At 60.4% G+C, this 23856-nt stretch carries 21 protein-coding genes and 3 pseudogenes; 15 read left to right on the top strand and 9 right to left on the bottom strand.

What is annotated here, in order from left to right; genetic code table 11:
• Positions 1 to 70 precede the first annotated feature (70 nt).
• The 4 genes and pseudogenes from AAFF32_RS02255 to AAFF32_RS02240 all read right to left on the bottom strand — a co-directional run bounded on the left by AAFF32_RS02255 (position 71) and on the right by AAFF32_RS02240 (position 5443).
• Positions 71 to 1276, bottom strand: a pseudogene (locus AAFF32_RS02255) (IS3 family transposase).
• Positions 1277 to 1868: 592 nt separating this feature from the next.
• On the bottom strand, positions 1869 to 2585 hold the full coding sequence (locus tag AAFF32_RS02250; RefSeq protein WP_342316344.1) for a hypothetical protein: 717 nt from the start codon (positions 2583 to 2585) through the stop codon (positions 1869 to 1871).
• A 184-nt stretch (positions 2586 to 2769) separates the two neighbouring features.
• Positions 2770 to 3921 (bottom strand): DUF1254 domain-containing protein, encoded by a 1152-nt coding sequence (locus tag AAFF32_RS02245; protein WP_342316343.1) that lies wholly within the window; start codon positions 3919 to 3921, stop codon positions 2770 to 2772.
• A gap of 67 nt (positions 3922 to 3988) precedes the next feature.
• Entirely contained in the window at positions 3989 to 5443 is a 1455-nt protein-coding gene (locus tag AAFF32_RS02240; RefSeq protein WP_342316342.1) for a DUF1254 domain-containing protein, read from the bottom strand.
• A gap of 708 nt (positions 5444 to 6151) precedes the next feature.
• Here AAFF32_RS02240 and AAFF32_RS02235 point away from each other — a divergent pair.
• Together AAFF32_RS02235 and AAFF32_RS02230 are read left to right on the top strand one after the other, a co-directional pair.
• A complete protein-coding gene (locus AAFF32_RS02235; protein WP_342316341.1) occupies positions 6152 to 6349 on the top strand; it encodes a hypothetical protein in 198 nt (65 codons plus the stop codon).
• A gap of 149 nt (positions 6350 to 6498) precedes the next feature.
• Positions 6499 to 6894, top strand: coding sequence for a hypothetical protein (locus AAFF32_RS02230; protein WP_342316340.1), 396 nt, complete (start codon positions 6499 to 6501; stop codon positions 6892 to 6894).
• Between the two features lie 768 nt (positions 6895 to 7662).
• Here AAFF32_RS02230 and AAFF32_RS02225 read toward each other — a convergent pair.
• Together AAFF32_RS02225 and AAFF32_RS02220 are read right to left on the bottom strand one after the other, a co-directional pair.
• On the bottom strand, positions 7663 to 8364 hold the full coding sequence (locus tag AAFF32_RS02225) for a hypothetical protein (RefSeq protein ID WP_342316339.1): 702 nt from the start codon (positions 8362 to 8364) through the stop codon (positions 7663 to 7665).
• A gap of 185 nt (positions 8365 to 8549) precedes the next feature.
• Positions 8550 to 9635 (bottom strand): IS3 family transposase, encoded by a 1086-nt coding sequence (locus AAFF32_RS02220; protein ID WP_342316337.1) that lies wholly within the window; start codon positions 9633 to 9635, stop codon positions 8550 to 8552.
• Positions 9636 to 9764: 129 nt separating this feature from the next.
• On the opposite strand from AAFF32_RS02220, the gene AAFF32_RS02215 reads away from it, so the two are divergent.
• From AAFF32_RS02215 to AAFF32_RS02200, 4 genes are all read left to right on the top strand, one after another.
• Complete coding sequence (locus AAFF32_RS02215; RefSeq protein ID WP_342316336.1) at positions 9765 to 10319, top strand: fimbrial protein; 555 nt, start codon at positions 9765 to 9767, stop codon at positions 10317 to 10319.
• A gap of 110 nt (positions 10320 to 10429) precedes the next feature.
• Positions 10430 to 11140, top strand: coding sequence for a fimbria/pilus periplasmic chaperone (locus AAFF32_RS02210; RefSeq protein WP_342316334.1), 711 nt, complete (start codon positions 10430 to 10432; stop codon positions 11138 to 11140).
• Positions 11141 to 11244: 104 nt separating this feature from the next.
• A complete protein-coding gene (locus tag AAFF32_RS02205) occupies positions 11245 to 13893 on the top strand; it encodes a fimbria/pilus outer membrane usher protein (RefSeq protein WP_342316333.1) in 2649 nt (882 codons plus the stop codon).
• Positions 13894 to 13991: 98 nt separating this feature from the next.
• Entirely contained in the window at positions 13992 to 15116 is a 1125-nt protein-coding gene (locus AAFF32_RS02200; protein WP_342316332.1) for a fimbrial protein, read from the top strand.
• Positions 15117 to 15663: 547 nt separating this feature from the next.
• On the opposite strand, the gene AAFF32_RS02195 is transcribed toward AAFF32_RS02200, so the two are convergent.
• Positions 15664 to 16212, bottom strand: a complete 549-nt coding sequence (locus tag AAFF32_RS02195) for a hypothetical protein (protein ID WP_342316330.1) — start codon at positions 16210 to 16212, stop codon at positions 15664 to 15666.
• Positions 16213 to 16451: 239 nt separating this feature from the next.
• Between AAFF32_RS02195 and AAFF32_RS02190 the strand changes: the two genes are divergently transcribed.
• The 9 genes and pseudogenes from AAFF32_RS02190 (at position 16452) to AAFF32_RS02150 (ending at position 21989) form a co-directional block, all read left to right on the top strand.
• Positions 16452 to 17084, top strand: coding sequence for a hypothetical protein (locus tag AAFF32_RS02190; RefSeq protein WP_342316329.1), 633 nt, complete (start codon positions 16452 to 16454; stop codon positions 17082 to 17084).
• Positions 17085 to 17204: 120 nt separating this feature from the next.
• Positions 17205 to 17435, top strand: a complete 231-nt coding sequence (locus AAFF32_RS02185) for a hypothetical protein (RefSeq protein WP_342316328.1) — start codon at positions 17205 to 17207, stop codon at positions 17433 to 17435.
• A gap of 3 nt (positions 17436 to 17438) precedes the next feature.
• Complete coding sequence (locus AAFF32_RS02180; protein WP_342316327.1) at positions 17439 to 18203, top strand: hypothetical protein; 765 nt, start codon at positions 17439 to 17441, stop codon at positions 18201 to 18203.
• A complete protein-coding gene (locus tag AAFF32_RS02175; RefSeq protein ID WP_342316326.1) occupies positions 18190 to 18540 on the top strand; it encodes a hypothetical protein in 351 nt (116 codons plus the stop codon). Before AAFF32_RS02180 ends, AAFF32_RS02175 begins: the two co-directional genes overlap by 14 nt.
• A gap of 169 nt (positions 18541 to 18709) precedes the next feature.
• Positions 18710 to 19441: a peptidoglycan DD-metalloendopeptidase family protein gene (locus tag AAFF32_RS02170; protein WP_342316325.1), complete on the top strand. Its 732-nt coding sequence runs from the start codon at positions 18710 to 18712 to the stop codon at positions 19439 to 19441.
• Positions 19442 to 19512: 71 nt separating this feature from the next.
• Entirely contained in the window at positions 19513 to 19998 is a 486-nt protein-coding gene (locus AAFF32_RS02165; RefSeq protein ID WP_342316324.1) for a hypothetical protein, read from the top strand.
• A gap of 44 nt (positions 19999 to 20042) precedes the next feature.
• Positions 20043 to 20348 (top strand): annotated as a pseudogene (locus tag AAFF32_RS02160) (carbon storage regulator); the annotation flags it as partial.
• An 84-nt stretch (positions 20349 to 20432) separates the two neighbouring features.
• Complete coding sequence (locus AAFF32_RS02155) at positions 20433 to 20675, top strand: carbon storage regulator (protein WP_342317197.1); 243 nt, start codon at positions 20433 to 20435, stop codon at positions 20673 to 20675.
• Between the two features lie 179 nt (positions 20676 to 20854).
• A pseudogene (locus AAFF32_RS02150) lies at positions 20855 to 21989 on the top strand (IS3 family transposase).
• Between the two features lie 36 nt (positions 21990 to 22025).
• Here the strand turns inward: AAFF32_RS02150 and AAFF32_RS02145 are convergent.
• Both AAFF32_RS02145 and AAFF32_RS02140 read right to left on the bottom strand, forming a co-directional pair.
• Positions 22026 to 22250 carry a hypothetical protein gene (locus tag AAFF32_RS02145; RefSeq protein WP_342316323.1) on the bottom strand — a complete coding sequence of 75 codons (225 nt, stop codon included), beginning with the start codon at positions 22248 to 22250 and terminating at the stop codon, positions 22026 to 22028.
• Positions 22251 to 22447: 197 nt separating this feature from the next.
• Positions 22448 to 22843 carry an NUDIX domain-containing protein gene (locus AAFF32_RS02140; RefSeq protein ID WP_342316322.1) on the bottom strand — a complete coding sequence of 132 codons (396 nt, stop codon included), beginning with the start codon at positions 22841 to 22843 and terminating at the stop codon, positions 22448 to 22450.
• Between the last annotated feature and the right edge of the window lie 1013 nt (positions 22844 to 23856).

The raw sequence follows: 23856 nt of genomic DNA, 5'->3' as shown, positions 1-23856 counted from the left end.
CACTTCTTTCAGAATGCATCCTTCCCCCACGATCAACCAGCCCGCTACTACGGAATCACTCCAGGCTCATTTAAGAACTGGAAAGTACTGAGGAGGTAGTTGACTGGCCTGCATCAACTGGTCCAGATGCAAAGTTAGTTTACGCGGCAAGCCGCAGGCTGGGTTGAGGTGGACGGGGTTGGATCGCCTCCGGCGCCGGTGGCTGGTAGTTCAAGGCGCTGTGGGGTCGAACGGTGTTGTAGTGACGACGCCATTGCTCGATGACGACCTGGGCTTCGCGCAGCGTGTAGAAGATCTCGCCATTGAGCAGCTCATCGCGGAACTTGCCATTGAAGGACTCGCAGTAGCCGTTCTCCCAGGGGCTGCCGGGCTCGATATAGAGGGTCTGAGCGCCGACCGCGGCCAACCAGCTGCGCAGGTTGTGGGCCACCATTTCCGGCCCATTGTCCGAGCGCAGGTACGCCGGCACGCCGTGTTCGACCATGGCTTCGGCCAGCACTTCGATCACCTCGTTGCTGCGGATCTTCCGGGCCACGTGCAACGCCAGGCAGGTCCGGGTGTACTCATCGATCAGCACCAGGATCTTCAGCACGCGTCCGTCGTGCGTGCGCTCCATGACGAAGTCCCAGCTCCAGACGTGGTTCCGGTACTCCGGCCGCATGCGAAGGCAACTGCCATCGGCCAGCCACAGCCGCCCCCGCTTGGGCTGTTTGCTCGGCACCTTGAGCCCCTCGCGCTTCCAAATGCGCTCCACGCGCGACCTGCTGAGCGACCAACCCCGCGCAGCCAGCAAGGCGTGAACACGCCGATAGCCATAACGGCCGTACTGCGCGGCCAACTCGATGACCGCACGGGTCAGTGGGGCTTCGTCCTGACGCGGCTGCGGGACGTAGCGCACCGACGAGCGGGTCAGATGCAATGCCCGGCAGATCCGCCGCTCGGAATGCCGTAACCGGCCCCGCACGTGGGCCACGGCTTGCCGCCGGCGGGCCGGGCTCAGAAGTTTCCCTTGCTGACCTCGCGCAGGATCTGGTTGTCGATGATGGCATCGGACAAGGCACGGCGAAGCCGGGCGTTCTCCTGCTCCAAGTCTTTCAGCCGCTTGGCCTGATCGATCTTCAAGCCGCCGTACTCCTTGCGCCACCGAAAGAATGTCTGCTCGGTGACGCCGCCACTGGCGGCAGATCTCGGCGATGGCGCGCCCCTGCGCCGACAGTACCTCGGCTTCGCGCAGCTTGGGGATGATCTCTTCGGAACGGAAACGCTTCTTGGGCATGGTCAGACCTCCTTGTCGTATGAACATGGGATCTGGACCAGAAAATTCAGGTCAGCTCACGATCTCCGCTCGTACTTGCTAGACGAAGATCTGATTCGTGATCATCACGGGTCGGTATTGGGTGCCAGCGTTGAGTTCGGCGCGCGTACCGCTCTTGGTTCTCAGTGGTCTCTAGTGCCGCAGGCGCAGGTGACCTATGGGCGCGCCTCCTTCGACAGCTTCACTGATCCATTCGGCGCTGCAGTAAGGCTATCCCAAGCGGAGGCACTCCTCAGCCGACTTGGCTTAGCCCTCGAGTATCGGTCTGATCCCACTGCGAGCGGGCTCATCATGACCGCGTATGGGATAGGCAATCTTTGGTATGACTCTGCGAGTGACAGCCGTGCTCGTGTGTCTGGGACGCAACTGGCCCGCGCGAATGCCCCTTTCGGAACCAGCTTCGGAGCTGGTAGTAGCGTCCAGTGGCACGACGGAGGCTATTCCCTGAACCTCGAAGTTTCTCGTGACAGTGCTCAATCTAACTCCAGCGACGGCTGGTACGTCGTTGGGTCATTTCGTTCTTCATGGTGATCATCTAACCGCGCGCCGCCGGTTAGAACGTGAAGGCGTAACCCACCTGTGGCCCACTGAGCGTCAGGTCCAGCGACGAATTGCGCATCGGCAGGTCGACCTGCAGGTGGCGATAACCGAATACCCAGAAGCCGGGGCCGGCGTGGTATTGGAGGTTGGCGTTCGCGCTCCAGCTGCCGTCTGTGTCGCCGGTTGAACCATCACCGCGCAGGGTCAGGCCCCAGCGATCGGAGAGCTTCATCGTGTACCGCGCGCCGAACAGGAAATCGTAGAAACCTTCGTCACGATCACGCGTAACCACCGGAAGCAGATCGCTAGCGGGGTCGAACGTGGCCTTCGTGCTCACGTCGAAATAGCGCAGTCCCCCGAAGAGATCGAGCCCCTCGAAGCGTCGCTCACCCAACGGCAAGACCGCTGCCAGTTCGACGACGCCAGCGTCGAGGTCGCCCTCCGTGCGCAGCCGCGGATAGTCATGGCTGTCGCTCAATGCGAGGTAGATGACGTCGCCGAACATGCCGAAGCGATCGCCCCGCCCTTCGACGTGGCCGAGGAAGGCGAAGTCGACTTTGTCGATCCAGTCGTTGAAGGCCTGCCGGCTTTCGGCCGGGGGTTGGCCTTCCCGCAAATCCGCTCCGATGGATGGCGCCCACGCATAGGGAGCGACGGACCAATCCCAACTGTCGGCCGCTCGTAACGTTGTCGGAAAGGCGAGCGCCAGCGCGACCAGCCCTGCGGCCAAGTGCGAACGCGAAGCCGGCGGGGCGATTCGCCGAATCGGAAGACCTGTAAGGACGAGGGCGCTGTTCGTGGGCCAGAAGTTTCCGTTCATTCGTCGCGTTCCCCCACGTAGGTGTCCTTGAGGACACAAGCCTGCCGTTGGCTAGATCCCGTACTTTGTTGGCGAAGTTGTCCCCGGGGCACGCTCAACTGGCTGGCCGCGCGACAGGAAACGTCCAGGTCCCGTCCAGGATTTCCTGGCGCGGACGATACAGGCGCACCATGTAGTTCCAGCCTTTCATGATCGGCAGGCAGTTGGGCGTATTGGCGTTGCAATCGCCAAACTGGATGTGGATCGAGCCGTCTTCGCCCTTCTTTCCTGTCACGCTGTTGATCGAGTACGCATTCAGCGGGTTGGCTTGGTAGTAGCCGTCTGCGTCGTAGACACTCACCGACCAGAAGGCGTCCACAGGCACATCCTTGACATCAAGTCGATACACCGTCGTTCCGTCGTTCCGTTCCGGGTAGACATTGAGGTAGATCGCATCCTTGTCGGGATTCAGCCCCCAGCCGGATGCCGACGCAGCGATGCGGCGAACGGGATCGACCGACGCTTTGTCCGGGCCCGCGGCGTAGCGCAGGTCGGGCAGCGTTGCGGACAATGCGGTCAACGCCTCACGCACTCTCTTTTGGCTGGCCTGGTCCCACGGCGGGATCTCGAAAGTACCCGGCCCTCCAGGCTGGCTTACGGTGATGGCATCCTGCAGCGCGTGGGCCTGCTTCATGTCGGCCGGATCGTTCGGATCGGCCAGGGTCCGGATGCCGACCATCGCATAACGTGTTCCCACCTCCTCCTTCGTTAGCGTGTAGGTGCCGGCACCATAATGGACCGCGGGATTGAGGTGATCTTCGTTGATCACCAGCATCGACATGAAGCGCTTGCCCGGATCGGGCAGCGTGATCGTCACCGGGCCCGCGTCCAGATCGAACACCCCTGAGGAGTAGATCGTGTCGCGATTCAGGCGGATGACATTCTGTTTGTCGATCGGCGCAACTTCGCGCGTGTGTACAAACTTGCCGAACCCGCCCTGTTTTACCTGACCCGCCATGTAGACGTCGGACTCGGCGCGGATGAAGTTGTCTGGCGTGACAAGAATCTTGCCGTCGGCCGTCTTCGTATAGCGCGCAGGGTTGCCGAGATCAGGAACAATCGATGTAGCATCTGCGACGGCCGGCGAAGCCGATTCAGGCGCAACCCTCGTAGTGGGCTCGCGGGCACCGGGGGTCGGCGCTTCCTGCCGGCAAGCCGAGACGACGCACGCGACGGCAGCGGCCGCAACGATCACTCGAACGCTCATACGGGAACTCCCTTTGTGTGGGACGGGTTCTGTGTGGCGGGCGTGCCATCGCTCGCAGGCTTCGTACCTAACGCGCGGCCTTCAGTGGCGGCCGCTTCCAGGAACGCTCGATGACCTCCGCCTTGGGGCTGTAATTACGCAGAACGATGTAGAACGGGCCGCTCGGTGCGGGAAGCCAGTTCGTCTCCTTGCCCTCCCCAGGCGATGCGCTCTGCAGGTACAGCGTGATTCCCTCGTCGGCATCACGGCGAAGACTCTTCAGCATCGGTGAGTTAATCAGGTACCGGTTCATTGGATTGTCCACCAGCAGCTTCGACTTGCCGTCGTACATGGTGATGGACCAGAACGCGTTCGTAGGTGGCAGCCCACCCTTGGGGAACCTCAGCACATAATCGTGCTTGGAGGCGTCGAGCGGCTGACCTTTAGCATCGACGAAATAGCTCTGGTAATCCGCTTCGGATGCCGAGTTGCCGTAGATGCCTAGCTTGGTCCCGGCGAAGCGGTAGAGCGCATTGCCCTTGAGATGCTCCCGCGTGCCGAACAGATCGGCGCTGGATACCTTCTCCGTGTTTACCTGCGTGGCGGTGAAGGTTTCCAGTTCCCTATTGGCGTCATCGATGCCATCCAACAGGGCCTTTCGCATTGCCGGCGACAACGCGGTCTCATCGAACGGCTCACCCGGCACGATGCCAATTCTTGCGAGACGATCGCGCAGAGGGGATTCTTCTTCCGTCATCGGTGCGTACGGAAGCAGAGCGGCCAAGTAGTCGAAGAACCCGACCCCATTCGCCTTCCGCGCATCGTACGCAGGAAGGTTGAGCGGCGGCGCCGCGGCAGGCGCCGGCATCCCACTGAACGCACTGAGCGGCTGCACCATGTACTGCGCCTGGAGGCGCTTGACGCTGTCGAGATCCGCGGCGGAGATCAGCTGCGTGCGAAAGAGCCCATAAGCAATGGGCGTTTGCGAACGGAACACCTGATCCACGCCCTTTGGTGTATCGCCCGCCCAGCCCGGCCCCGCGATCAGGTAGGTGCCTGCCTTGCCCTTCGTCACTGCCTGGTTGATGTATGCGAAGTTGAATGTATAGAGATCGATCAGCTGTACGGAGAAGTAGCGTTCTTTCCCCATCGAGGGAATCGAGAGGATCAGCGGCTCGGCGCGAAGGTCCATCCACAGGAACGAGTACGGCGTGTCCGATTTGGGCGTGATGATCGCGGTGTCCTGGGGCGTGGCGACGTTCGCCAGACTCCCGATCGTGTTGAACGGCGCGCGGAAATTGCTGCCCCCCTCGTCGAGCGCCTGCTGATAGAGCGTCTTGTAGTTCTCGACGATCGGGAAGCCCCAGATATACGCATCCTTGGCGATGCCCCGTGCCTCGTCGGCAGAGGGCTGCGCCGCGGCCTCGACCGATTCGTTCGGCGATCCCGGACTGGCGCCTGTCCTGGCCGCCGAAGGGTCATCGCGGTGGCAACCTGCAATGAGCATCAAAGTAGAGAGGATGATCGAAAGCAGGGTCCGCATGGCCATCTCCAATCGTCCAGATGCGGAAATGCCCCAACGCGCGTGGAAGCCGCGTGAAGTGCTCTGGGGGGGCGGTCGTATCGACCGGGGGATGCCGAGTGCGTCAGCGGAGACGCGCTGCTAGGGCGCCTAAGTACCGCGCCGCAGAACGAGGCGATGTCTTTTGCTCCGTGCGTGACCTTTGCTAGGGGCAAAGCGTTACATCGCGGATTCACGAAGCGGCCAGGCGGTGCATCCGGTTCACCGTCGGTCTTTCCATCAACTTGAAGTAATGGAGAGCAGACGGCCCCGCAAACGTGGGGCCGTCTGCGTCGTTCAATGTAAAGGGAGTGCCAGGAATGACGGCGACGTGTCGCAGAATTAAAACTTATCGAATGGCGCGTCGCACTTCATGCAGTCACCTTCGTGCGGCCGGCCCCGTTGAGCCGCGACGTCATCTATCACGCGGCCCAAGCCGCGCAGCCTTCGACGTAGCGTGATGGAACCGCGACGACGGAGGGCTGAGAGTCCAAACCCGAGAGTATGACCGCATCTACGGAGCGATGCAGTGGCAATGAATTGTGAAAGCGCCTGGAGCGCAAAGTGCTGTGCCGATTGCCGGCACAATCCGGACAATCAAGTGGCGAAGGGCACCGAGGACATCCGCCCACCGGCGTCGGATCGCGGCTGTCCGATGTGGAGCTCGAAAGACAGCAGGGGCGCACAGTCGTGAAGCGGCTTCCGGCCTGTGAGCAATGGCGCGCCGCCCAGAAGGGGGGCAGTCTCAAGACGCTACCCATTGAGCAGGCGCGTGCAGCGTTCGACGAAACCTTTGTGACCGGCTCGGCCCGGATCGATGCGCACCGGTTCTTCTGGGCCGCGTACCACGGGCAACCTATGCCGCCACTGGATGGGCCGATCGGGTGAGCATTGAAGAAGGCAGAATGCCGCCAAACTGGAGTACTACTTTTGAGTCAACATATTGATGTCTCGGGCGACGATGACGCGGTGCATCCTGGATTTGGCGCAACCTGGTCCCGAAGAGTGGTCAAGCGTCCACAGTCCAAGGCGAGGTCTTGCGCGCCATCGAGAAGCTGCGGTCGGAGGCGCAAGAGAACGGGAACATCAACTGGGATGAAGGATTCCTGTCGCTGATTTCATTTCTTGAGCAGACCCTCGAAGGGTCGGAGGTGCTGACCGCTCCGCACCTCGAGGTTATGAAAGGCGACCTGGCTCGGCTGCGTGACTTCCGTACTCTCAACGAGGTTGAGGGCGAGTTAGACCCCGATAGCCTTCCCTACGTTGAAGATGATCTCTACGATCGCCTTGTCCACTTTGTTGTTCGCTTCTCGCGCTTGCACCCACAGCCAATTCCTCGCGCGTCGAATCCTATCTTGCTCGTTGACCGGTCGGGGTTACAACGTAGCACCGGGCACGTCTGCTACGTCGCTTGGAAACGCCTGCCACAATGACCGCGCATCGCTCTCGTGGTTCTCAATTGTAGGACTCCCACTTTGCGGACTCGCCCGTATGAAGCAAGGCGTCTCGCACCGACATCTCCATGCAGGTGCAGTAGGACGGTCATCACCGGTGAACAGCCCATAGGTATCGCTGCCTGGCTGGCGGCTCTGCTCACAATCACCTGGCTTCATGCCCTCGCGAACGCCTGGGCCCTGATGCTGCGGGACTGGCACATCACCCAACTCTGCATTGGCTGACCGGCACGACGTACCGACCTAATGTGGCAATGATTTGCTAAAGCACGTGGAGAGTAAAGTGCTACTCGACGGGTTTCAGCTTCCCGCTTCCGTCAACGCGAAGTGGAGAGTTCCAATTAAGATTGGAACTAGTAGGGCGGTGACCACCCCGCCCGCGCGAAAGATCCAGCCGGGTACATCGTTCAAGAATCCTTGTGCCAAGTATAGCAAGCCGGGTAGGCAAAGGCCTATTCCCGACGTTTGCGCGACTACCTCCATCGCATCTGGGCTACTACTGGCCTTCATGCCGGCCGTGAACATGGCTAAGCCCGTGAGCCAGCCAACCACGCCGAATGCCACGCCTGCGATAAATTGCCTCGCGCTCGATTTCATAGAACATCCCTTATTGAAGCATTTTGTCGAGCTGTGGACGATGACCAGTCAGCGCGCCTTGGCTCGAAGTGCACGTGGGGCGAGTCGCATTCGCTTCTCGCGAGTTGGCAGGTGAGATTATTCGCAAAGCAAAGCGCCTGGCGATCGGCATCAGTGACTGAGTAAATCGCTATAACCGGACGCAATCAGCGTACGGAGCACCGCCGCCGGGACTTCCACGTTGCCTTCGGGCAAGCTGAAGACCAGGCCGGCAATCTGCCCATCTGAGTCCATGCGCGGAAAGAAGTCGCGGTCGCGGCTACCGGATTCTGCCTGTGAAGGGAGTGCTGCGCCCTCCTCAAGCATGCGATCGTGGATGTATCGGTCGACCTGGGCCCAACTCGATGCGTCCGCCAGCAGCTCATTGGGCTTGAGCAACCGATCGGCCCCTGGCAGCCATATGAAAGTTGACGAGCGGGGCGTGCTGGCCATGCCGCCGATGTAAAGGTCCTCCTCGGCGCGCACGGCGAATAGGCGCGGCGAGTCGGCCACCGTGGTGAAGCGCAGCGTTAGTTCGTACGGGACGCTAGGCGTCGGGTTAGCCGCGAGGGCGGTCTGCAGTGCGGCACGTCGGGTAGCGGCGTGATGCGCGAGCATGCTGGCAAGGCGTGGATAGCGGACCAAGCCTGTCGGGTAGGTTATGCCGACGATAGCTTGGGAAGAGCGCTCGAACACGTCCTTCGGCAAAGTCTCCGCATTCGGCTTCGGGGCGATGGCGGCAATTGACAGTCTTTCCTCGCCCGGCGGGCGAGCGCAAGACGCGACCCCTAGCATCATCAGGCACAGGGAGAAACCTAGCTCGTAGCGTCGCATACGGAAGTGGAGAAAGAGGGGTCCTAACCGTAGCGTTAGCCCTCGCGGTGGTCTCTCAGAAACATCCTAAAGTCCGGGCGGAAGAACGCCGTGGTCTCTGTTCGCCGAATATTCAGATCTATCCAGTACCCGGCTTCAGTCCATCACTCTACATTTAGCGGGACGACGTTTGGAGTTACCAGGATTTAGTGGACACGTGAGCGGCAGGGCCGATGTGCCGCTTCGAACTCGATGGGGCTAACGCCACCTAGGTGGCTATGCCGACGAATCGGATTGTAGAAGCCCTCAATGTACTCGGATACGTCCAAGGCAGCCGCTTGGCGGTCCGCATAGATGCGCTTCTTGATTCGCTCCTTCTTCAAGCTTCCGAAGAAGGATTCGGCGACTGCGTTGTCCCAGCAGTTCGCCCGCCTGCTCATGCTTGGCTCGAGATGGTTGGCCTTGCAAAAGCGACGCCATGCATCACTTCCATACTGCGTTCCCTGATCCGAGTGGATCAAGGTCTTTCGGGGGCGCCGAGAACGAACGGCCTTCGAGACAGCTTCCAGGACCAGCTCTCGATGAATCGTCGGCTTGACGGCCCAGCCAACGACCTTGCGCGAGAAGAGGTCCACGACGACGGCCAGGTAGAGCCATCCCTGACAAGTCCGGATGTAGGTGATGTCCGTCACCCATGCCTCGTTGGGCCTCGACGCCGTGAACTGACGCTGCAGCAGATTAGGGATCAATGCATTCGGCTTGGCAACCGGGATATGACGTATGCGGTAGCCGTGTAGCGCCTGGAGGCCGTTCTCGCGCATGAGGCGCGCAACCCTGTGCTTGCTGCAGGACTCACCGCGTTCGCGCAGATCCTGCAGCACTCTTGGGGCGCCATAAATCCCGTGACTGGCGGTGAAAGATGCGCGTATGAGACTTAGCAGGCGAGCATCCTCTTGGGCGCGATCGGACACCGGATGATCAAGCCAGGCGTAGTAGCCGGCACGAGCAACACCAAGTAGCCGGCACATCATCTGAATGCTGAACTCATTCCGATGCGACTGGATGAACTGATAAGCCCGTCGAGTCCTGCTTGGAACCTTCTTCGAAGACATTCCGAAGATCCGGTGAGCAGACACGACCAAGTGTAAACCTTGGCTCACCCTAGTAGCTGAGCCACCACTGGGGTTTCTAAGTTCTGCGATGGCCAGTCGACCTGTCGAGCCATAGGGCGGACGCCATGCGGTGATAGCTCGCCGCGATTCGCTGCAACTTGCCAAGCCCTCGAGGTGCATTCACCTTCGAACTATTCGTATGTATTGATGGTGGAAAGACTGGTGCAATGGTGCAGTCGAAGCTGGCCAATAGGCTTGGATCGATGGAAACAGACCGCTAACTCCAACTGAAAATTACTGAAGGTCAAAATGAAGAAGAGTTCGATTGCTATGGTCACCGCCCTTTTGGTTGGCTCGGCGACCGCGCCGGCGTTCGCGGCCGATGGCAGCATTACGTTCAATGGTGAAATTCTCGACAGCACCTGCACTGTGACGGGCGGCGCTGGGACTGATGGTGGTGTCAAGGATCTGACCGTGACCCTGCCGACCATTCAGAAGGCCGCGCTCGCTGCTGCTAATCAGGTCGCAGGTGAGACGCCGTTCACGATCGTCATCGGCGGCGCAGGTCAGACCGGTTGCGTCAACGGCAAGACGGCGAAGCTGTGGTGGGAGCAGTCCGGTTCGGACATCGATACGGCAACCGGTCGCCTGAAGAACAACGGCGGATCCGCCACTAACGTCCAGATCGACGTCAAGAACAGCGCCGGCGCCAGCATCAATTTCGCGACGAACGCCAATCCGTCGACGGCAGTGATCGCAGGCAACACCGCCACCCTTAACTACGCGGCTCAGTACTACGCAACCGCTGCAGCGACCGCAGGTACGGTGACGAGCAAGGTCATCTACTCCGTGGCCTATAACTGATCGGAAGACAAGCTTGACGTGGGCCTGCTTTAGCGGGCCCACGTTTGGTCCCCTCTCGGACACAAGAGATCAAAATGTCGTGCTCCCGGTTCATTGCGGTTGTGACCTGCATGGTCATCTTCGGTTGGTCAGGATTTGCAGGCGCTGGCATCGTTGTCGGTGGCACGCGCGTGATTTATCCCGCCAAGGAGAAGGAAGTAACTGTCCAACTGGTCAATCGGGCGGGGAATCCGCACTTGGTTCAAGTGTGGATCGACAACGGCGATCCGCAGGTTTCTGCGGCGGAGACCACTTCTCCGTTCTTGGCAACGCCACCCGTTACTCGGGTGGAGCCCAACAAAGGCCAAGCCTTGAGATTGATGTTCACAGGGGACCACCAAACAGTGGCCCAGGACAAGGAGTCGGTTTTCTGGTTGAACGTCTTGGATGTGCCTCCTGCTCCCACGGGGGCGGCTGGAGAGAATAACCTCCAGTTTGCTGTCCGCACTCGTATCAAGGTCTTCTATCGACCCGTCGGCCTCGCGGGAGATCCGCGTGGCGCGGTTGCTCAGTTGAGGTGGCGGTTGAGGACGTCCGGATCTTCTTACGTCTTGGAATGCGTGAATCCCACGGCCTACAACGTGTCCTTCTCGTCCGTTGGCTTGGGCGCCGAGCAGGACACAAGGCAGGATCCAATGCAGGGCGGCGGAATGTGTCCGGCCAAGGGCACTGAATCCTTCAGCGTGAGTTCCGCGCACAGTACAACGACCGATATGGTCCACTACAAGTGGATTGATGACTACGGCGCCTTCATCGAGGGGAAAGCGTCGCTCAGTCCCTGACAACTCTTCAGTCGCGCCGGCCTCCTAGTCGCCCAAGTCAAGCGTTCGCGCGGGCCGAATTTCGTCTCTGGCGGCAGCGCACGCGACAAACAACGGACCACTGCATGATCAAGTTTAGTCAGGCTGCCGAAGGGGCAGCTGAGCTTCAGCTTTGCGCATCCGAACCAGTGAGTAAACGGAAGAAGGGCGCCAGGATCTCGCGCAACAACGTCTGCCGGGTAGGTATAGGCGGCATGGCGGTGTGCGTGTCTCTCGCTAGTGGCGCAGCGCCACTTCCCGCGCCAGATCCCACGTCGGACGGGTCGGTAATGGTGCCGATGTTCAACGCAGGATTCCTCGGGATATCCGCCCAGAGCATCGACGTTGCCCGGTTCTCGCGCCCAAACATGGTTCCGCCGGGTCATTACCTGGTTGACGTCTATGTCAATCAGTATCGCGTCGGCCGCGAGAACGTGTCCTTCGTCGCGACGGCTGTTGATGGTGAAGTACGTCCATGCGTAACGGCCTCGTCGCTGGAAGCAATGGGAGTTGACACAGGGAAGCTTATCAGCGCCGGTGCCTCGCTCGATGGCGATTGCCTAGACATCGCTGCGATCATTCCGGACGCATCAAGCTCGTTCGACACGGGTGCGCTGCGTCTGGACTACTCCGTACCTCAGATCGCCATGAGTCGGCATGCACGTGGTTACGTTCCTCCGAGTGCCTGGGATCGCGGGGCAAATGCGTTTAGTCTGGGCTACAACGTCAGTGCCAACAGCGTCGATCGCATCCACAAGCGCGACTCGCTAAGTGCGTACGCTGGACTTCAGGCAGGACTGAATCTAGGCGGATGGCGAATTCGAAACCAGTCCAACTACCAATGGTCGAATGGCGGTGGGTCCCGATTCCAGAACATCAACACATATGCGCAGCACGATATCACTGCCCTACAGTCCCAGTTCACTGTGGGCGATACGTTCACTTCGGGTGCTCTCTTTGATTCGACCGCGTTTCGTGGATTTCAGCTAAGTACGGACCAAAGAATGCGTCCGGACTCCTTGAATGGATATGCTCCAATCATTCGGGGTGCGGCCGAAACCAATGCCAGGGTCATTGTGCGTCAGGGTGACTTCGTCCTCTATGAAGCGGATGTTGCTCCTGGAAAGTTTGAAGTCAACGACCTTCCGGCGACCGGGTATGGCGGTGACCTCGAAGTTGTAGTTATTGAGGCAGACGGTCGTGAGAATCGCTTCAAGGTGCCGTTTGCTGCCGTGCCTCAGTTGCTGCGCCCAGGCATATCGAACTACGCGGCGACGCTAGGCAAGGTGCGGGATGATAGTCTCCTTGGCAGGTCTCCAAGTTTCGTAGAGGCGACATATCAACGTGGACTCAACAATTCGCTAACGGGATATGGCGGGCTTCAAGCAACGGACGGCGGGTTGTATCAGGGGCTGTTGCTTGGTGCGGCGTTCAATACTCCCTTTGGCGCAGTTTCCGCAGACATTTCCCATTCGCGCGCGAGCTTCCATGAAGCCGGTGGGCCAGTGAACGGAAACAGTGTGCGGGTGACCTACAGCAAGAACATCCCGGAAACGCACACAAATTTCGCGCTTGCTGCGTATAGATACTCCAGCCGAGGCTATACGGGGCTGAGAGAGGCTGTGCAACAGAATGACGCGCTTCAAGCCGGCCAGATGAGTGATGAGTTTGTGGAGAGCGCTGCAGCCACGCGTAATCGACTGCAGCTGACCGTCAATCAGCACCTCGGCAGTGCGGGCTCGATGTACGCAAGTGCATCCCACAGCGACTATTGGGATAAGGGCCGCAAGGTTGATAGTAGCTATCAGCTTGGCTGGAACAATCGCTATCGTGATCTTCAGTACGGACTCAGCTATCAACGCAGTCGCCGCAGTGACGATCAGTACGAGAACATGTACTACTTCAATGTGTCGGTCCCGCTGGGTCGTTCCAGCAACAGGGCGGGCACACCGCAGTTCAATCTTGCTGGAACGCGCGACGATCATGGTCAAAGCGTACGTGCGGGTGTTGCTGGAACGGCCGGTGATCGCCGACAAGTCAACTACGGCGTCAGCGGCAGGTTCAATGATCAAAACACCGATAGCCTGTCGGCCAATGTCGGCTGGCGTACCCCGGCTGTGGCATTGGGGGCCGCCTACACGCACGGCGCCGCTGCCCACTCAGCGTCTGTCAGTGCCAGCGGCGGTCTAGTTGTGCATCCGGGCGGAGTGACTTTAGCGCAGTACTTGGGAGACACCATTGCCGTGCTGCATGCTCATGGGGCAAAGGGGGCTCGTCTTGCGACAGACAATGTATCGCGGATCGACGGGCGAGGGTACGCCATCGTGAGCTCGCTTACGCCCTATAGGAGAAACGACGTTTGGCTCGACCCTAAGAGCATGGCGCAGAATGTTGAGCTGAGTGGCTCGCAGGTTCAGGTCGTGCCTCGCGCAGGTGCGGTGCTCTTGGTGGAGTTTCCGACAATATCCGGTCAGTCTCATTTGCTGCGAGTCAAGCTCGACAGTGGAGAGATCGCTCCGTTTGGGGCGGAGATTCTGAGCGCGGGCGGGGAAAGGATTGGGTTCGTGGGACAGGGCGGATTCGCGTACGTTCGAATTGCCGACGATGAAGGTCCGATGCGCCTTCAGTTCAGCTCAGGACGTGAGTGCCCGTTGAACGTGCAGCCCCGAGGCGAGTCGAAGAGTGGCATGGGCGAGGCGCTCTGCAGCTCCAACACGAGCGTCACTGCTAAGTAGCATAGACCGTCGGGTCGTCAGGCCCGTGTTGAGATGGTATTCAAGGCGCGAACTCTGTGAGTACTCGCGGAAGACATAGGTTGCTGGACTTGCCAAGAATGAACTACATGAATCAGATCAGCGTAAAATCTGAAGGCTGTTGGGTGCGCCGCCTGATGCCTCTACTGGCGATGTTTTTGTTGAGTTCGAATGCTTCCGCGGATTGCCTGACCGTGTCGGCGCCAGCAGATCATATATTAGCGTTTCCGGCCCATATCGCGGTCCCGCGAGATGCGCCAGATGGGATGATCCTGGCCACTGCGCGATCTCCAGCGATCACGAACTATTGGGAATGCAAGCCGGACGCCCTGATGGATCTGTACCAAGTCACCTTTATGACGCCCTTGGTGGACATGTACGCTGAGGGTGTAGATGTTCCAGGTATCGCGCTAAGCACGGCAAATGTGTTCAAGACAAGTGTGCCTGGAGTTGGTCTTGTCTTAGGCATTAGAGCCACCTCGGGTTGCAGAGGAATGGCGAGTTGGGGTGAGATCCATGGATATGCGAGCACGGAATGGACGCCGATTGGCGGCTGTTACGCGCGCGCAATGGATGCGGTGAATGTGAGAACGCCGCTAGGAGCCGAGGTTGTAGCAATGCTGGTTAAGTGGGGTGCGATACAACCCGGTATCGTCGATGCTGTACAGGGCGCTTTAATGCTGAAGTGCAAGTTCGGAAACGCACCCACTATCGGGCACACGCCCTTCATACCGTTCTGTGAAGACGGGGCAGCAGTTAGCTACCACGTTGGAACGTCGATGGTTTCGCTAATGGCGTGCGAGACTCCGGACGTAATAGTCGATCTCGGGTCGCATCTCGGCGCCGTGGCGCTTCCAAGTGTTGGCTCGAGCACCCCCAGCGTGGCGTTTCGCATCGACATGAGGAACTGCTCCACCGGGCTGGGTATGGTGGACTATCGCATCGAACCGACCAGCGCCGTGCTTGACCTCAACATGGGTATTGTGGGGTTGGACGGCGTATCAACCGCGTCTGGTGTTGGAGTCCAACTTCTGGACGACACAGGCGCAGCGCACGTGCTGAACGAGTTCATTCCGGTGGTCTCTTACTCTTCCGAAACGGGAGGGGCTGCGTCGATTCCACTGAAGGCACGGTACTACCGTACGGATGACGTAACGCCTGGGTCAGCGAACGCCACGATGCTGTTTACCATGAGATATCAGTAGGCTAGAGTCGGAGTCTCGTCCCACCACCCGCCGTTTCGGTTCCTGACCGGGACGGCGGGTGGAGCGCGGCTTGGCCGCGCGACAGATCAGTTAGTGGTCCAACGAGGTTGGCTGTCCATCGGCCGATGAAGCGGTCGATGCGCAGGCACCCTCTCCCCGCGCGTCAATTCCTCTGCTTCTCGGGGTACTGGTGGCTTCAAGCAGGCGCAGGCCTTCGCGCGCCAGATTGATCGCAGCGTTGCGATCGCGGTGGTGCTCGGCACCACAAGCGCACGTCCACTGGCGATCACTCAACGTCAGTGCGGCATTCACTTCACCGCACGCCTAGCAGGTCTTGCTGCTCGGATAGGACCGGTCCACCACCGGCAGCTGGCGGTCGTGCCAATCCGCCTTATAGGTCAGCTGCCGGCGAATCTCAGCCAGCCCGGCATGGGCGACGCCACGAACGGAACGCCTTGCAGCCCATGCCGCGTGCCATCGCCTTGACCGCCAGGTCCTCGATCGCGATGACCTGGGCACTGGCCGCGACCTTGGTCGTCAGCTGGTGCTAGTGATCACGGCGGCATCGACGACCCGTGCATGCAGGCGGCCGATCTGCCGGCGACGAGGGTGCATGCGCTGCGACGCCTTTGGGCAACGGCTTACTCGGATCGAGGCCTCGGCGGCGCGCAGCGGCATCGCGTTGACGTGCAAAGCTGCGCTGGTAGCGGCGCAACTTGGCGAGCTTGACCGCCAGGTGCTTGGGCGCGGCAATCACTTCGCCCGCGCTGAGTGCCGCCGTGTCCGACAGACCAACGTCGATGCCGAGCACGGCGTACAGCGGTGACACCGCTTCATTCGCCGGCACACCGTCGGCGGCGAAGGTCGCGACCCAGCGGCCTGCACTGTCGCGGCGCACCGTCACCGAGCGCAGACGACCGATGAGGGCTTTGCTGACATGAAAGCGCACCTTGCCGATGCCATGGAGATCGACGCTGCCGTGTTCCCGATCCACCTGCTGGCGGCGCTGGTCGAGGGTGAAGCGCACCGCATCGACGATGCCGCGCTTCTTGGGACGCGGTCGTTTGACACGACCGACGAAAGCTCGTCCATGCACGGTCGAAATCGCGCAGGACCTGGTTGAACGGCTCGCGTAGCAGGTTCGACAGCCATGCCGTGTCGGGCTGCTGCCGCAGCAGGGTGAACTCGCGCGACAGCGCGATGGCATTGAGCTTCGCACCATCGGCACGCACGCTTCGTTTCGGAGTTCTCGTATGGGAAAAATAAGGCCGCCAGACTCTACTTGCATGGCCGAATGTAGCGGCCTCTTGCCAACAAACGTACGAAGGAACAACTGTGAGTAAGACCTTGTTTGCCCTTGCTATTGCCCTCGTGGCGACCCCGTTCGCCGCGTCTGCGAATGGCTCTGACGATATCAACTACACATTCATTCAGTTGGATGCTGTTTATGAAGATAGCGGAAGCGGCGAGTATCCGTGGGGTATGGCTCTCAATGGTTCGTACGCGTTCAATGACAATGTGTTCGGCGTCGCGAGTATCAGTCGTACCAAGGACAGCGACGTACTCGATGGTGCGTGGGAGAATACGAACAAATCGTGGTCGGTTGGCATTGGCTTCACCCACGATATCGGCAACGTCGCTGATTGGGTAACGAAGCTGTCCTACGTTGAGAAGACTCATCGAGACGAATGGTTCGAAGTGGGTGCCGATGGCAACGTCGAGAGCTGGTACGCGAAAGATTCTCGGAGCGGCGTGAATGTGAGCGCCGGCGTACTCGGCAAAGTATCGGACAAGCTGACGGCAAACGCGTACCTTGGCTACGAAGACTACGGTAGCCGTCACGATGGCAATTTCTACGCCGACTTTGGCATCGGATATGCATTCAACCCCACGTGGAGTTTGCAGGGCAGCATGAAGCTCAATCAGAGTGCTGCTACCTTTGCGGTAGGCGTGCGCGCCAGCTTCTAAAGCGACGGCCTGGGGTGGCCCGGATTCGGGCCATCCTAAGTGTGTTCGGGGGCAAATGCCTGATTCTTTAACAAAGCATCCCGCGCCAATTTGTGGCTGAGCGCCGCAGGGGTGCTCGGCATGCTTTTGCAGAACCAGTCCACGGCCGAAGCCGAAGGTCACAATTTCGGGGGCGACAGCAGCATGTTCAGCGGCAGCAAGTACGCGGCCGCTCAGGGTGTGGCACAAAATCTGCTGGGCGGCGGGGACGATGCTGATCATCGCAGCACAACAAAGGCCGATATCGCCGATGGCACGGTCGTCATCGGGAATGGAGATGCCACTGCCTTGGCCAGTCTGGATCGCACATAGGCCATGCTCAATGGCAATGGCGTCGCGCCGCTGGACCTGCAAGAGCTACAAGAACAGGTCGCCTGGGAGCAGGCTGTCAAGGGCGAGATTTACACGCAAGCCATCAAGTTCACCGACGAAGCCTACCGGACCATGTTTCTGGAAGAGGCCAAGGTGTATGTCGTGGAGAAGGACAGCGAAGGCAATCTGCTGCCGCCCCGCGAACTTACGCAGGAAGAGAAGCTCGATCTGAAGCCAGCCGCTGACGGCAAGATCCACATCGCCGACAATGGCATCAACAACATCCTGGATGGGAAGGAGCCTGATACTCGAGGAGGTGCAAATAAGTATGCGGATCAGCACAGCAGCAGCGGAGATGGCCCTCAGTACTTCATCCACTTTCCGAAGGCAGAAAATAGCGTCTCCGAGCTGCTGATCGCGGGCTACCAGAAGTATCTGGAAAGCGACGCGTTGGGGCTGGCCAACGCCACTGATCTAACGCGCGAGTACATGCTGCTTTATGGCGAGGACGGTCTGCATCTGGACGGACAAAGTCGCGGCTCGCTTACGGTGGGCAACGCGATGGAGTCGTTGGAGAACCTACCCAGCGCCAATGGCCTGTTGAGCGGTACGACGGTGAGCTTCTTTGGTCCCGCGTGTAACGCGGCCGCGGCGGATGCGCTGCTAAGCCATCTGCAGAATCGCGATTCATGGACGAACCCTCAGGAAGGCGTGCTGAATGTGGCAGGCAACACCCGATCGGATTTTCGCAGTCTTGCCAGCGATTGATGATCGCAAACAGCAGCGCGTGGCGCGGCTCAATCGCGCCATGGACTGGCTGGGGTTCAATGAAACTTGTGTTCGGTTGCAATGGTGGGCTGCCAAGCTGAAGCTTGAGGCTCAGCCGCAATTGGGCGTCGCTTCAGGAGCCCGAAAGTGCGAGTTGATTCTCCCCGCATCCCGGAGGCTTGACCTGGCGATCGAAGATCGCCAATTGCAGGAACAGGCCATGCAGATCTTGTCCCGCCACAACTTGCAACTGGTGGACTCCTCTTGTCTGAGGAAACAGGCCTCGATTGGGACGGATCTAAAACCCTACCAATGGTGCCGAGTCGTCGAGATTTGAACCGTCCCGCTGCCGGCGTTCGTCAGGCGGACGGTTGCCATGAACGCCATGTAGTCGCGCAGCTGAAATGCGCTCGGAGGCCGCACCATATGTGCAAGGGCTGACTAATTGAAGCATTGAAGATGAAGATTGCGAGACTTTCTGTAAGCGCCGTCCTCGTGACGGGATGGTGGCCTGCGCGACCGTGCGCGTGGTGCACGAGCCCGGTGGTGCTGCCCTGGCGGCGCCACAGAATCCGCAGACGGTGATCGTGCAGACAGGCGATACGTTGTACGGCATTGCATCGCGCCAGGGACTCAAGGTGAATGACTTGGCTGCGTGGAACGCGCTGAGCGCGCCCTACACGATCAAGCCTGGCCAGCGCTTGCAGTTGGCGCCTGCTGTGGCGACAACCTCCATCGCCACGACGACTCCCGTTAGCGCCCAGTCTGCGATCACCTCATCACTACTCGTGGGATCAGCATTTTCGGCCCCCACGACCGTGTCTAACGCGACCAAACAGCTTGTGGCCTCGGCCACGACCGCCGTTACTGCCGCCGGCAAGTGGCAATGGCCGGCGGAAGGCACCGTGCTGCGGCGCACTTCGGGCGGCGATGCGCCGGGCATCGACATTGTCGGCCATGGCGGTGCACCGGTGCGCGCGGTCGCCGATGGCGTTGTGTTGTACTCCGGCGCGGGGTCGCCCGGCTACGAGGAGTTGATCGTCATCCGTCACGACGGCGCGTGGTTGTCGTCCTACGCTCACCACCGCAAACGCCTGGTCGGCGAAGGGCAACGGGTTCGGGCCGGTGCCCAGATCGCCGATATGGGGCGGATCGGCGTTACCCAGGACCTGCTGACCTTCGAGATGCGTCGCGACGGCGGATTGGTCGACCCGTTGACGGTACTGCCGCCGCGATAGCCCCGCGGTGGCGCGCTCCCCGACGAACATTTGCCGCACGCCACGACAAGGAACACGACAAGGAAATCGCCATGGGCTCGAACGACCGCATCACCTTCACCGTCTATCCGCTGTGGCTGGTGTGGCTGGGCCGCGTCCTGCTGTACATGGCGCTGCTGATGTTGCCGGCGGTGCTGATGGCCTGGCTGGCCGAACAGGCCTCGCCTTCGATGAAGCCGGCCGCGCAGATCCTGGCGAACGTGGTACTGCTGCCACTGTCATACGCCGGGCTGTACTGGCTGCTGCGCCGGTTCGGTGTCCGTGCGAAGAACTTCATCTGGCTGGTGATTGCCTTGTTCGGCTTCCTCACATGGAGCTACTGGCGGAAGGCCACCACCGCCGGGGATTGGAATCAATGGCTGGGCGCTGGATGGTGCTTGGCCTATACCGTAGGATTCGCCGCGCTGGCCTGGTGGGGCTGGCGCCGCAACCGCCGGGACATGCAGGCTTCGTTGACGGCGGAGCGACAGGCCCGGGTCGATCTGCACGCGCAGGCGCTGGACCGGCAACGGATGTAAGCAGTGGTCGCGCCACCGCAGGGTGCGCCTCGTGATCATTAAACGTGTCGCTCCATATCCAGTCGCTACATCGTCGAGGACGCTATGGCTGGCGACGACGCCATGATCACGATGCGCGGTATGACCAGCGCGCCGATGCACCTGGGACCGCACGCGCCTGTGCACCGTGCGGTGGGTGCCGGCGACGCCTCGGAAGCCGGCGGTGTAGGTGTGCCAGCGTGTTGATCCTGACGCGGAATATCGGCGAGCGAATTGTGATCGGTGACGACATCGTCCTCACCGTATTGGACGCTGAAGAGGTAGCCGGATGCGCGAAGCTGGGCACGCGCGCGCCATGCGCTGTAGCCATCCGGCCACAGGAAGCGCATCGGCGGGACTCTGACCGGCAGGTGTCGCCACGTCAACTGCATGTGCGCGATCCCGCCGTGGGCTGGCTGGTGTTGGAGCGAAGCCTCGGCGAGCGCGTCCGGATCGGCCACGACATTCGCCTCACCGTGGTCGGCTTCGATCGCGCGGGCGCGGTGCGCCTTGGCACGGAGGCACCGCCAGATGTCGCCGTGCACCGCGAGGAAATCTACGCAAAGATTCAGCAGCAGAAGGCCGCCGTCGCCCAGGCGCCCGCGACCGCGCCCCAAGTGGTGTACCGTCGTCGGCGCACCCCAACGGGAACCTCCTGATCGTCGTAGTTACCGCATCAGCGATGTCTGGACCGGTGCGGTGGCGGCAGCGAATGGCGCTGGCATTTGCGATGCAGCCCAAGCGCGCCGCGCACAAGCAGCACTAGCGCCCCGCCCACGTGAGCTGACCTGAATTTTCTGGTCCAGATCCCATGTTCATACGACAAGGAGATCTGACCATGCCCAAGAAGCGTTTCCGTTCCGAAGAGATCATCCCCAAGCTGCGCGAAGCCGAGGTACTGTCGGCGCAGGGGCGCACCATCGCCGAGATCTGCCGCCAGTGGGGCGTCACCGAGCAGACATTCTTTCGGTGGCGCAAGGAGTACGGCGGCTTGAAGATCGATCAGGCCAAGCGGCTGAAAGACTTGGAGCAGGAGAACGCCCGGCTTCGCCGTGCCTTGTCCGATGCCATCATCGACAACCAGATCCTGCGCGAGGTCAGCAAGGGAAACTTCTGAGCCCGGCCCGCCGGCGGCAAGCCGTGGCCCACGTGCGGGGCCGGTTGCGGCATTCCGAGCGGCGGATCTGCCGGGCATTGCATTTGACCCGCTCGTCGGTGCGGTACATCCCGCAGCCGCGGGTGGACGAAGCTCCGCTGACCCGTGCGGTCATCGAACTGGCCGCGCAGTACGGCCGTTACGGCTACCGGCGGGTTCACGCCTTGCTGGCCGCACGCGGCTGGTCGCTCAGCCGGTCGCGCGTGGAGCGCATCTGGAAGCGCGAGGGGCTCAAGGTGCCGAGCAAGCAGCCTAAGCGAGGACGGCTGTGGCTGGCCGATGGCAGCTGCCTCCGCCTGCGGCCGGAGTATCGGAACCACGTCTGGAGCTGGGACTTCGTCATGGAGCGCACGCACGACGGACGCGTGCTGAAGATTCTGGTGCTGATCGACGAGTAACCCGGACCTGCCTGGCCTTGCACGTGGCCCGGAAGATCCGCAGCAACGAGGTGATCGAGTTGCTGGCCGAAGCCATGGTCGAATATGGCGTGCCGGCGTACCTGCGCTCGGACAACGGACCGGAAATGGTGGCCCACAACCTGCGCAGCTGGTCGGCTGCGGTTGGCGCCCAGACCCTGTACATCGAGCCCGGCAGCCCCTGGGAGAACGGCTACTGCGAGTCCTTCAATGGCAAGTTCCGCGATGAGCTGCTCAATGGCGAGATCTTCTACACGCTGCGCGAAGCTCAGGTCGTCATCGAGCAATGGCGTCGTCACTACAACACCGTTCGACCCCACAGCGCCTTGAACTACCAACCACTGGCGCCGGAGGCGATCCAAGCCCGTCCGCCTCAACCCAACCTGCGGCTTGCCGCGTAAACTAACTTTGCATCTGGACCAGTTGATGCAGGCCAGTCACCCGATGACCTCCTTGAATGCGGGAACGTGTTTGGCCCAAAGTGCGAGCTTGTCGCTTGATGACTCCGCTTCGATCAAGCGATACAAAACATGGGTATTTGCCGGCTCGATGGGTTCCATAAATTCTTGACGACGGGGTTGATCCAAATCTCTGAGTCTCATCCCCCCGGTGCGACGGGCGGAGCGCGGCTTGGCCGCGCGATAAATCAGTTCGCGGTTCAACGAGGTCGGCTGTCCATCGACCGATCAACCGGTCGATTCGCACGCACCCGCTCGGGCCCACCGCTCACGTGACCACTAAATCCTGGCTACTCCTACTTCACGAGCTCTAGAGCCCGGAATGGCCCTTGGACAGTTCAAGCAGAGTGGACGATAGGAAAATAGCCCGTAAAGTCCGGCCGCCATGTATTGGCCGTTCTTCATACGAGCATGCCTTTCAGTACCGGAAAGACTCCGCGCGCAGTTAGCGGCGCTATGAGCCTCGGCCACGGCCCTCGAGGGAGGAACCAGCCAATCTCGGCAATCTCGGCGCCAGGTGTAGGTGTGCCATGGATGCGCGCCGTGAAGACTTCAGCAACAACTACACTTTCACGCTCATTCACCGCTACATCCTCGAATCGGCCGAGGAACAGGGCCCCTTTGAGGGTGACGCCAAGCTCTTCTCGAATTTCCCGCTCAAGCGCGTCCAGAGGCCGTTCTGACGCCTCGATCTTGCCGCCAGGTTGGATGAAGTGGTTCGAGTCGTGCTTCCGAACTAGAAGGACGCGGCCGCTGTCATCGAGGATGACAGCGCAGGCAATTCGAATGATGCTCACCGCTGGTTCGACTTAACAACGACGCCACAGCCCGTGCATTGCACTCCCCCCATCAGAATGCCGAGCGTCTTACGCTTGCTAGGGGACATGACCTGCAACTTAGGGAGAGGCTTTTGGCAGCTCGGACATGGCTTGGCCGGCTTCGCCGCAACTATGCAAGCGCCGATCAACGCGCCGCCCAGCGATCCCAATAGTGCAATTTCCAAGAATCCCATGGCGCAACCTATGACTATGTAAGAGCCGATAATCTTGCTGCGGTGGGTTACCCCGCTCCATAGTAAAGATCGGAGAATTCCTTAGCCAATGGGTGGTCTCGTCAGATTCCTGCATCAGTTTGGCGCAAACTGCCGTTTAAAACGGGCGTTTACATAACGGCGTTATCGAAGTTAAGCGCTTGATGTTATTGCTTTTTTGATCTGAAGGCCCTGGACTCCGTGCCATTGCGACCTGTTCGCGGCCAAATCGCGCCAAGTAGGGCCAGATCGCACCTGACAGCAGTCCCAGAGCGATATGCCCACGGAGGATATGAGCGATGCCTACGAACAAAAGCAGGCCAGAACAGCAGTTACAGATCAACGATCACAAGAGACCTCTCCCACGAGCTCCACTTGCGCTTAGGCTTGCTCTTGATGTCAGTAGATAGCGGTTGATGCCGATTCAATGAAGTTCTCCTAGCTCGAAGTAGTTGCCGATCCTTTCTGCCGGATGGCGCGTCCTCGTGCGAGACGGCGCTTCCCACTAGTGTCCGCACTGTATCAGCTGATTCGCCGTCCTTCGATGACGTGAATCTGAGTGTCATCCGCGTACTTCGGGTCAAGGACGATCGGCTGTTTGCTGCATGTCTCTCCACGCTCACGCAAGTCGAGGAATGTCCTAGGCGCACCGTAATGCCGAGGCTCGCCGTAAACGATGCTCGAATTAACCGAGGCAGCCGCGCGTCCTCCTGAGCTCGATTGGATACGGGATGTTCCCGCCATGCGTAGTAGCCCGCCCGAGCAATGCCAAGTGGCCGA

The sequence above is a fragment of the Lysobacter sp. FW306-1B-D06B genome (assembly GCF_038446665.1).
In the GTDB taxonomy this organism is placed as follows: Bacteria; Pseudomonadota; Gammaproteobacteria; order Xanthomonadales; family Xanthomonadaceae; genus Lysobacter_J.
This window is presented reverse-complemented; position numbering and strand designations above follow the sequence as displayed.

Excerpts from the sequence above, each read along its gene's own strand:
- AAFF32_RS02215 (WP_342316336.1), top strand. The coding sequence starts at position 9,765 with ATGAAGAAGAGTTCGATTGCTATGGTCACCGCCCTTTTGGTTGGCTCG.
- AAFF32_RS02225 (WP_342316339.1), bottom strand. The coding sequence starts at position 8,364 with ATGCGACGCTACGAGCTAGGTTTCTCCCTGTGCCTGATGATGCTAGGG.
- AAFF32_RS02210 (WP_342316334.1), top strand. The coding sequence starts at position 10,430 with ATGGTCATCTTCGGTTGGTCAGGATTTGCAGGCGCTGGCATCGTTGTC.
- AAFF32_RS02220 (WP_342316337.1), bottom strand. The coding sequence starts at position 9,635 with ATGCACCTCGAGGGCTTGGCAAGTTGCAGCGAATCGCGGCGAGCTATC.
- AAFF32_RS02245 (WP_342316343.1), bottom strand. The coding sequence starts at position 3,921 with ATGAGCGTTCGAGTGATCGTTGCGGCCGCTGCCGTCGCGTGCGTCGTC.
- AAFF32_RS02180 (WP_342316327.1), top strand. The coding sequence starts at position 17,439 with ATGCTCAATGGCAATGGCGTCGCGCCGCTGGACCTGCAAGAGCTACAA.
- AAFF32_RS02240 (WP_342316342.1), bottom strand. The coding sequence starts at position 5,443 with ATGCGGACCCTGCTTTCGATCATCCTCTCTACTTTGATGCTCATTGCA.
- AAFF32_RS02185 (WP_342316328.1), top strand. The coding sequence starts at position 17,205 with ATGCTTTTGCAGAACCAGTCCACGGCCGAAGCCGAAGGTCACAATTTC.
- AAFF32_RS02165 (WP_342316324.1), top strand. The coding sequence starts at position 19,513 with ATGGGCTCGAACGACCGCATCACCTTCACCGTCTATCCGCTGTGGCTG.
- AAFF32_RS02200 (WP_342316332.1), top strand. The coding sequence starts at position 13,992 with ATGAACTACATGAATCAGATCAGCGTAAAATCTGAAGGCTGTTGGGTG.
- AAFF32_RS02205 (WP_342316333.1), top strand. The coding sequence starts at position 11,245 with ATGATCAAGTTTAGTCAGGCTGCCGAAGGGGCAGCTGAGCTTCAGCTT.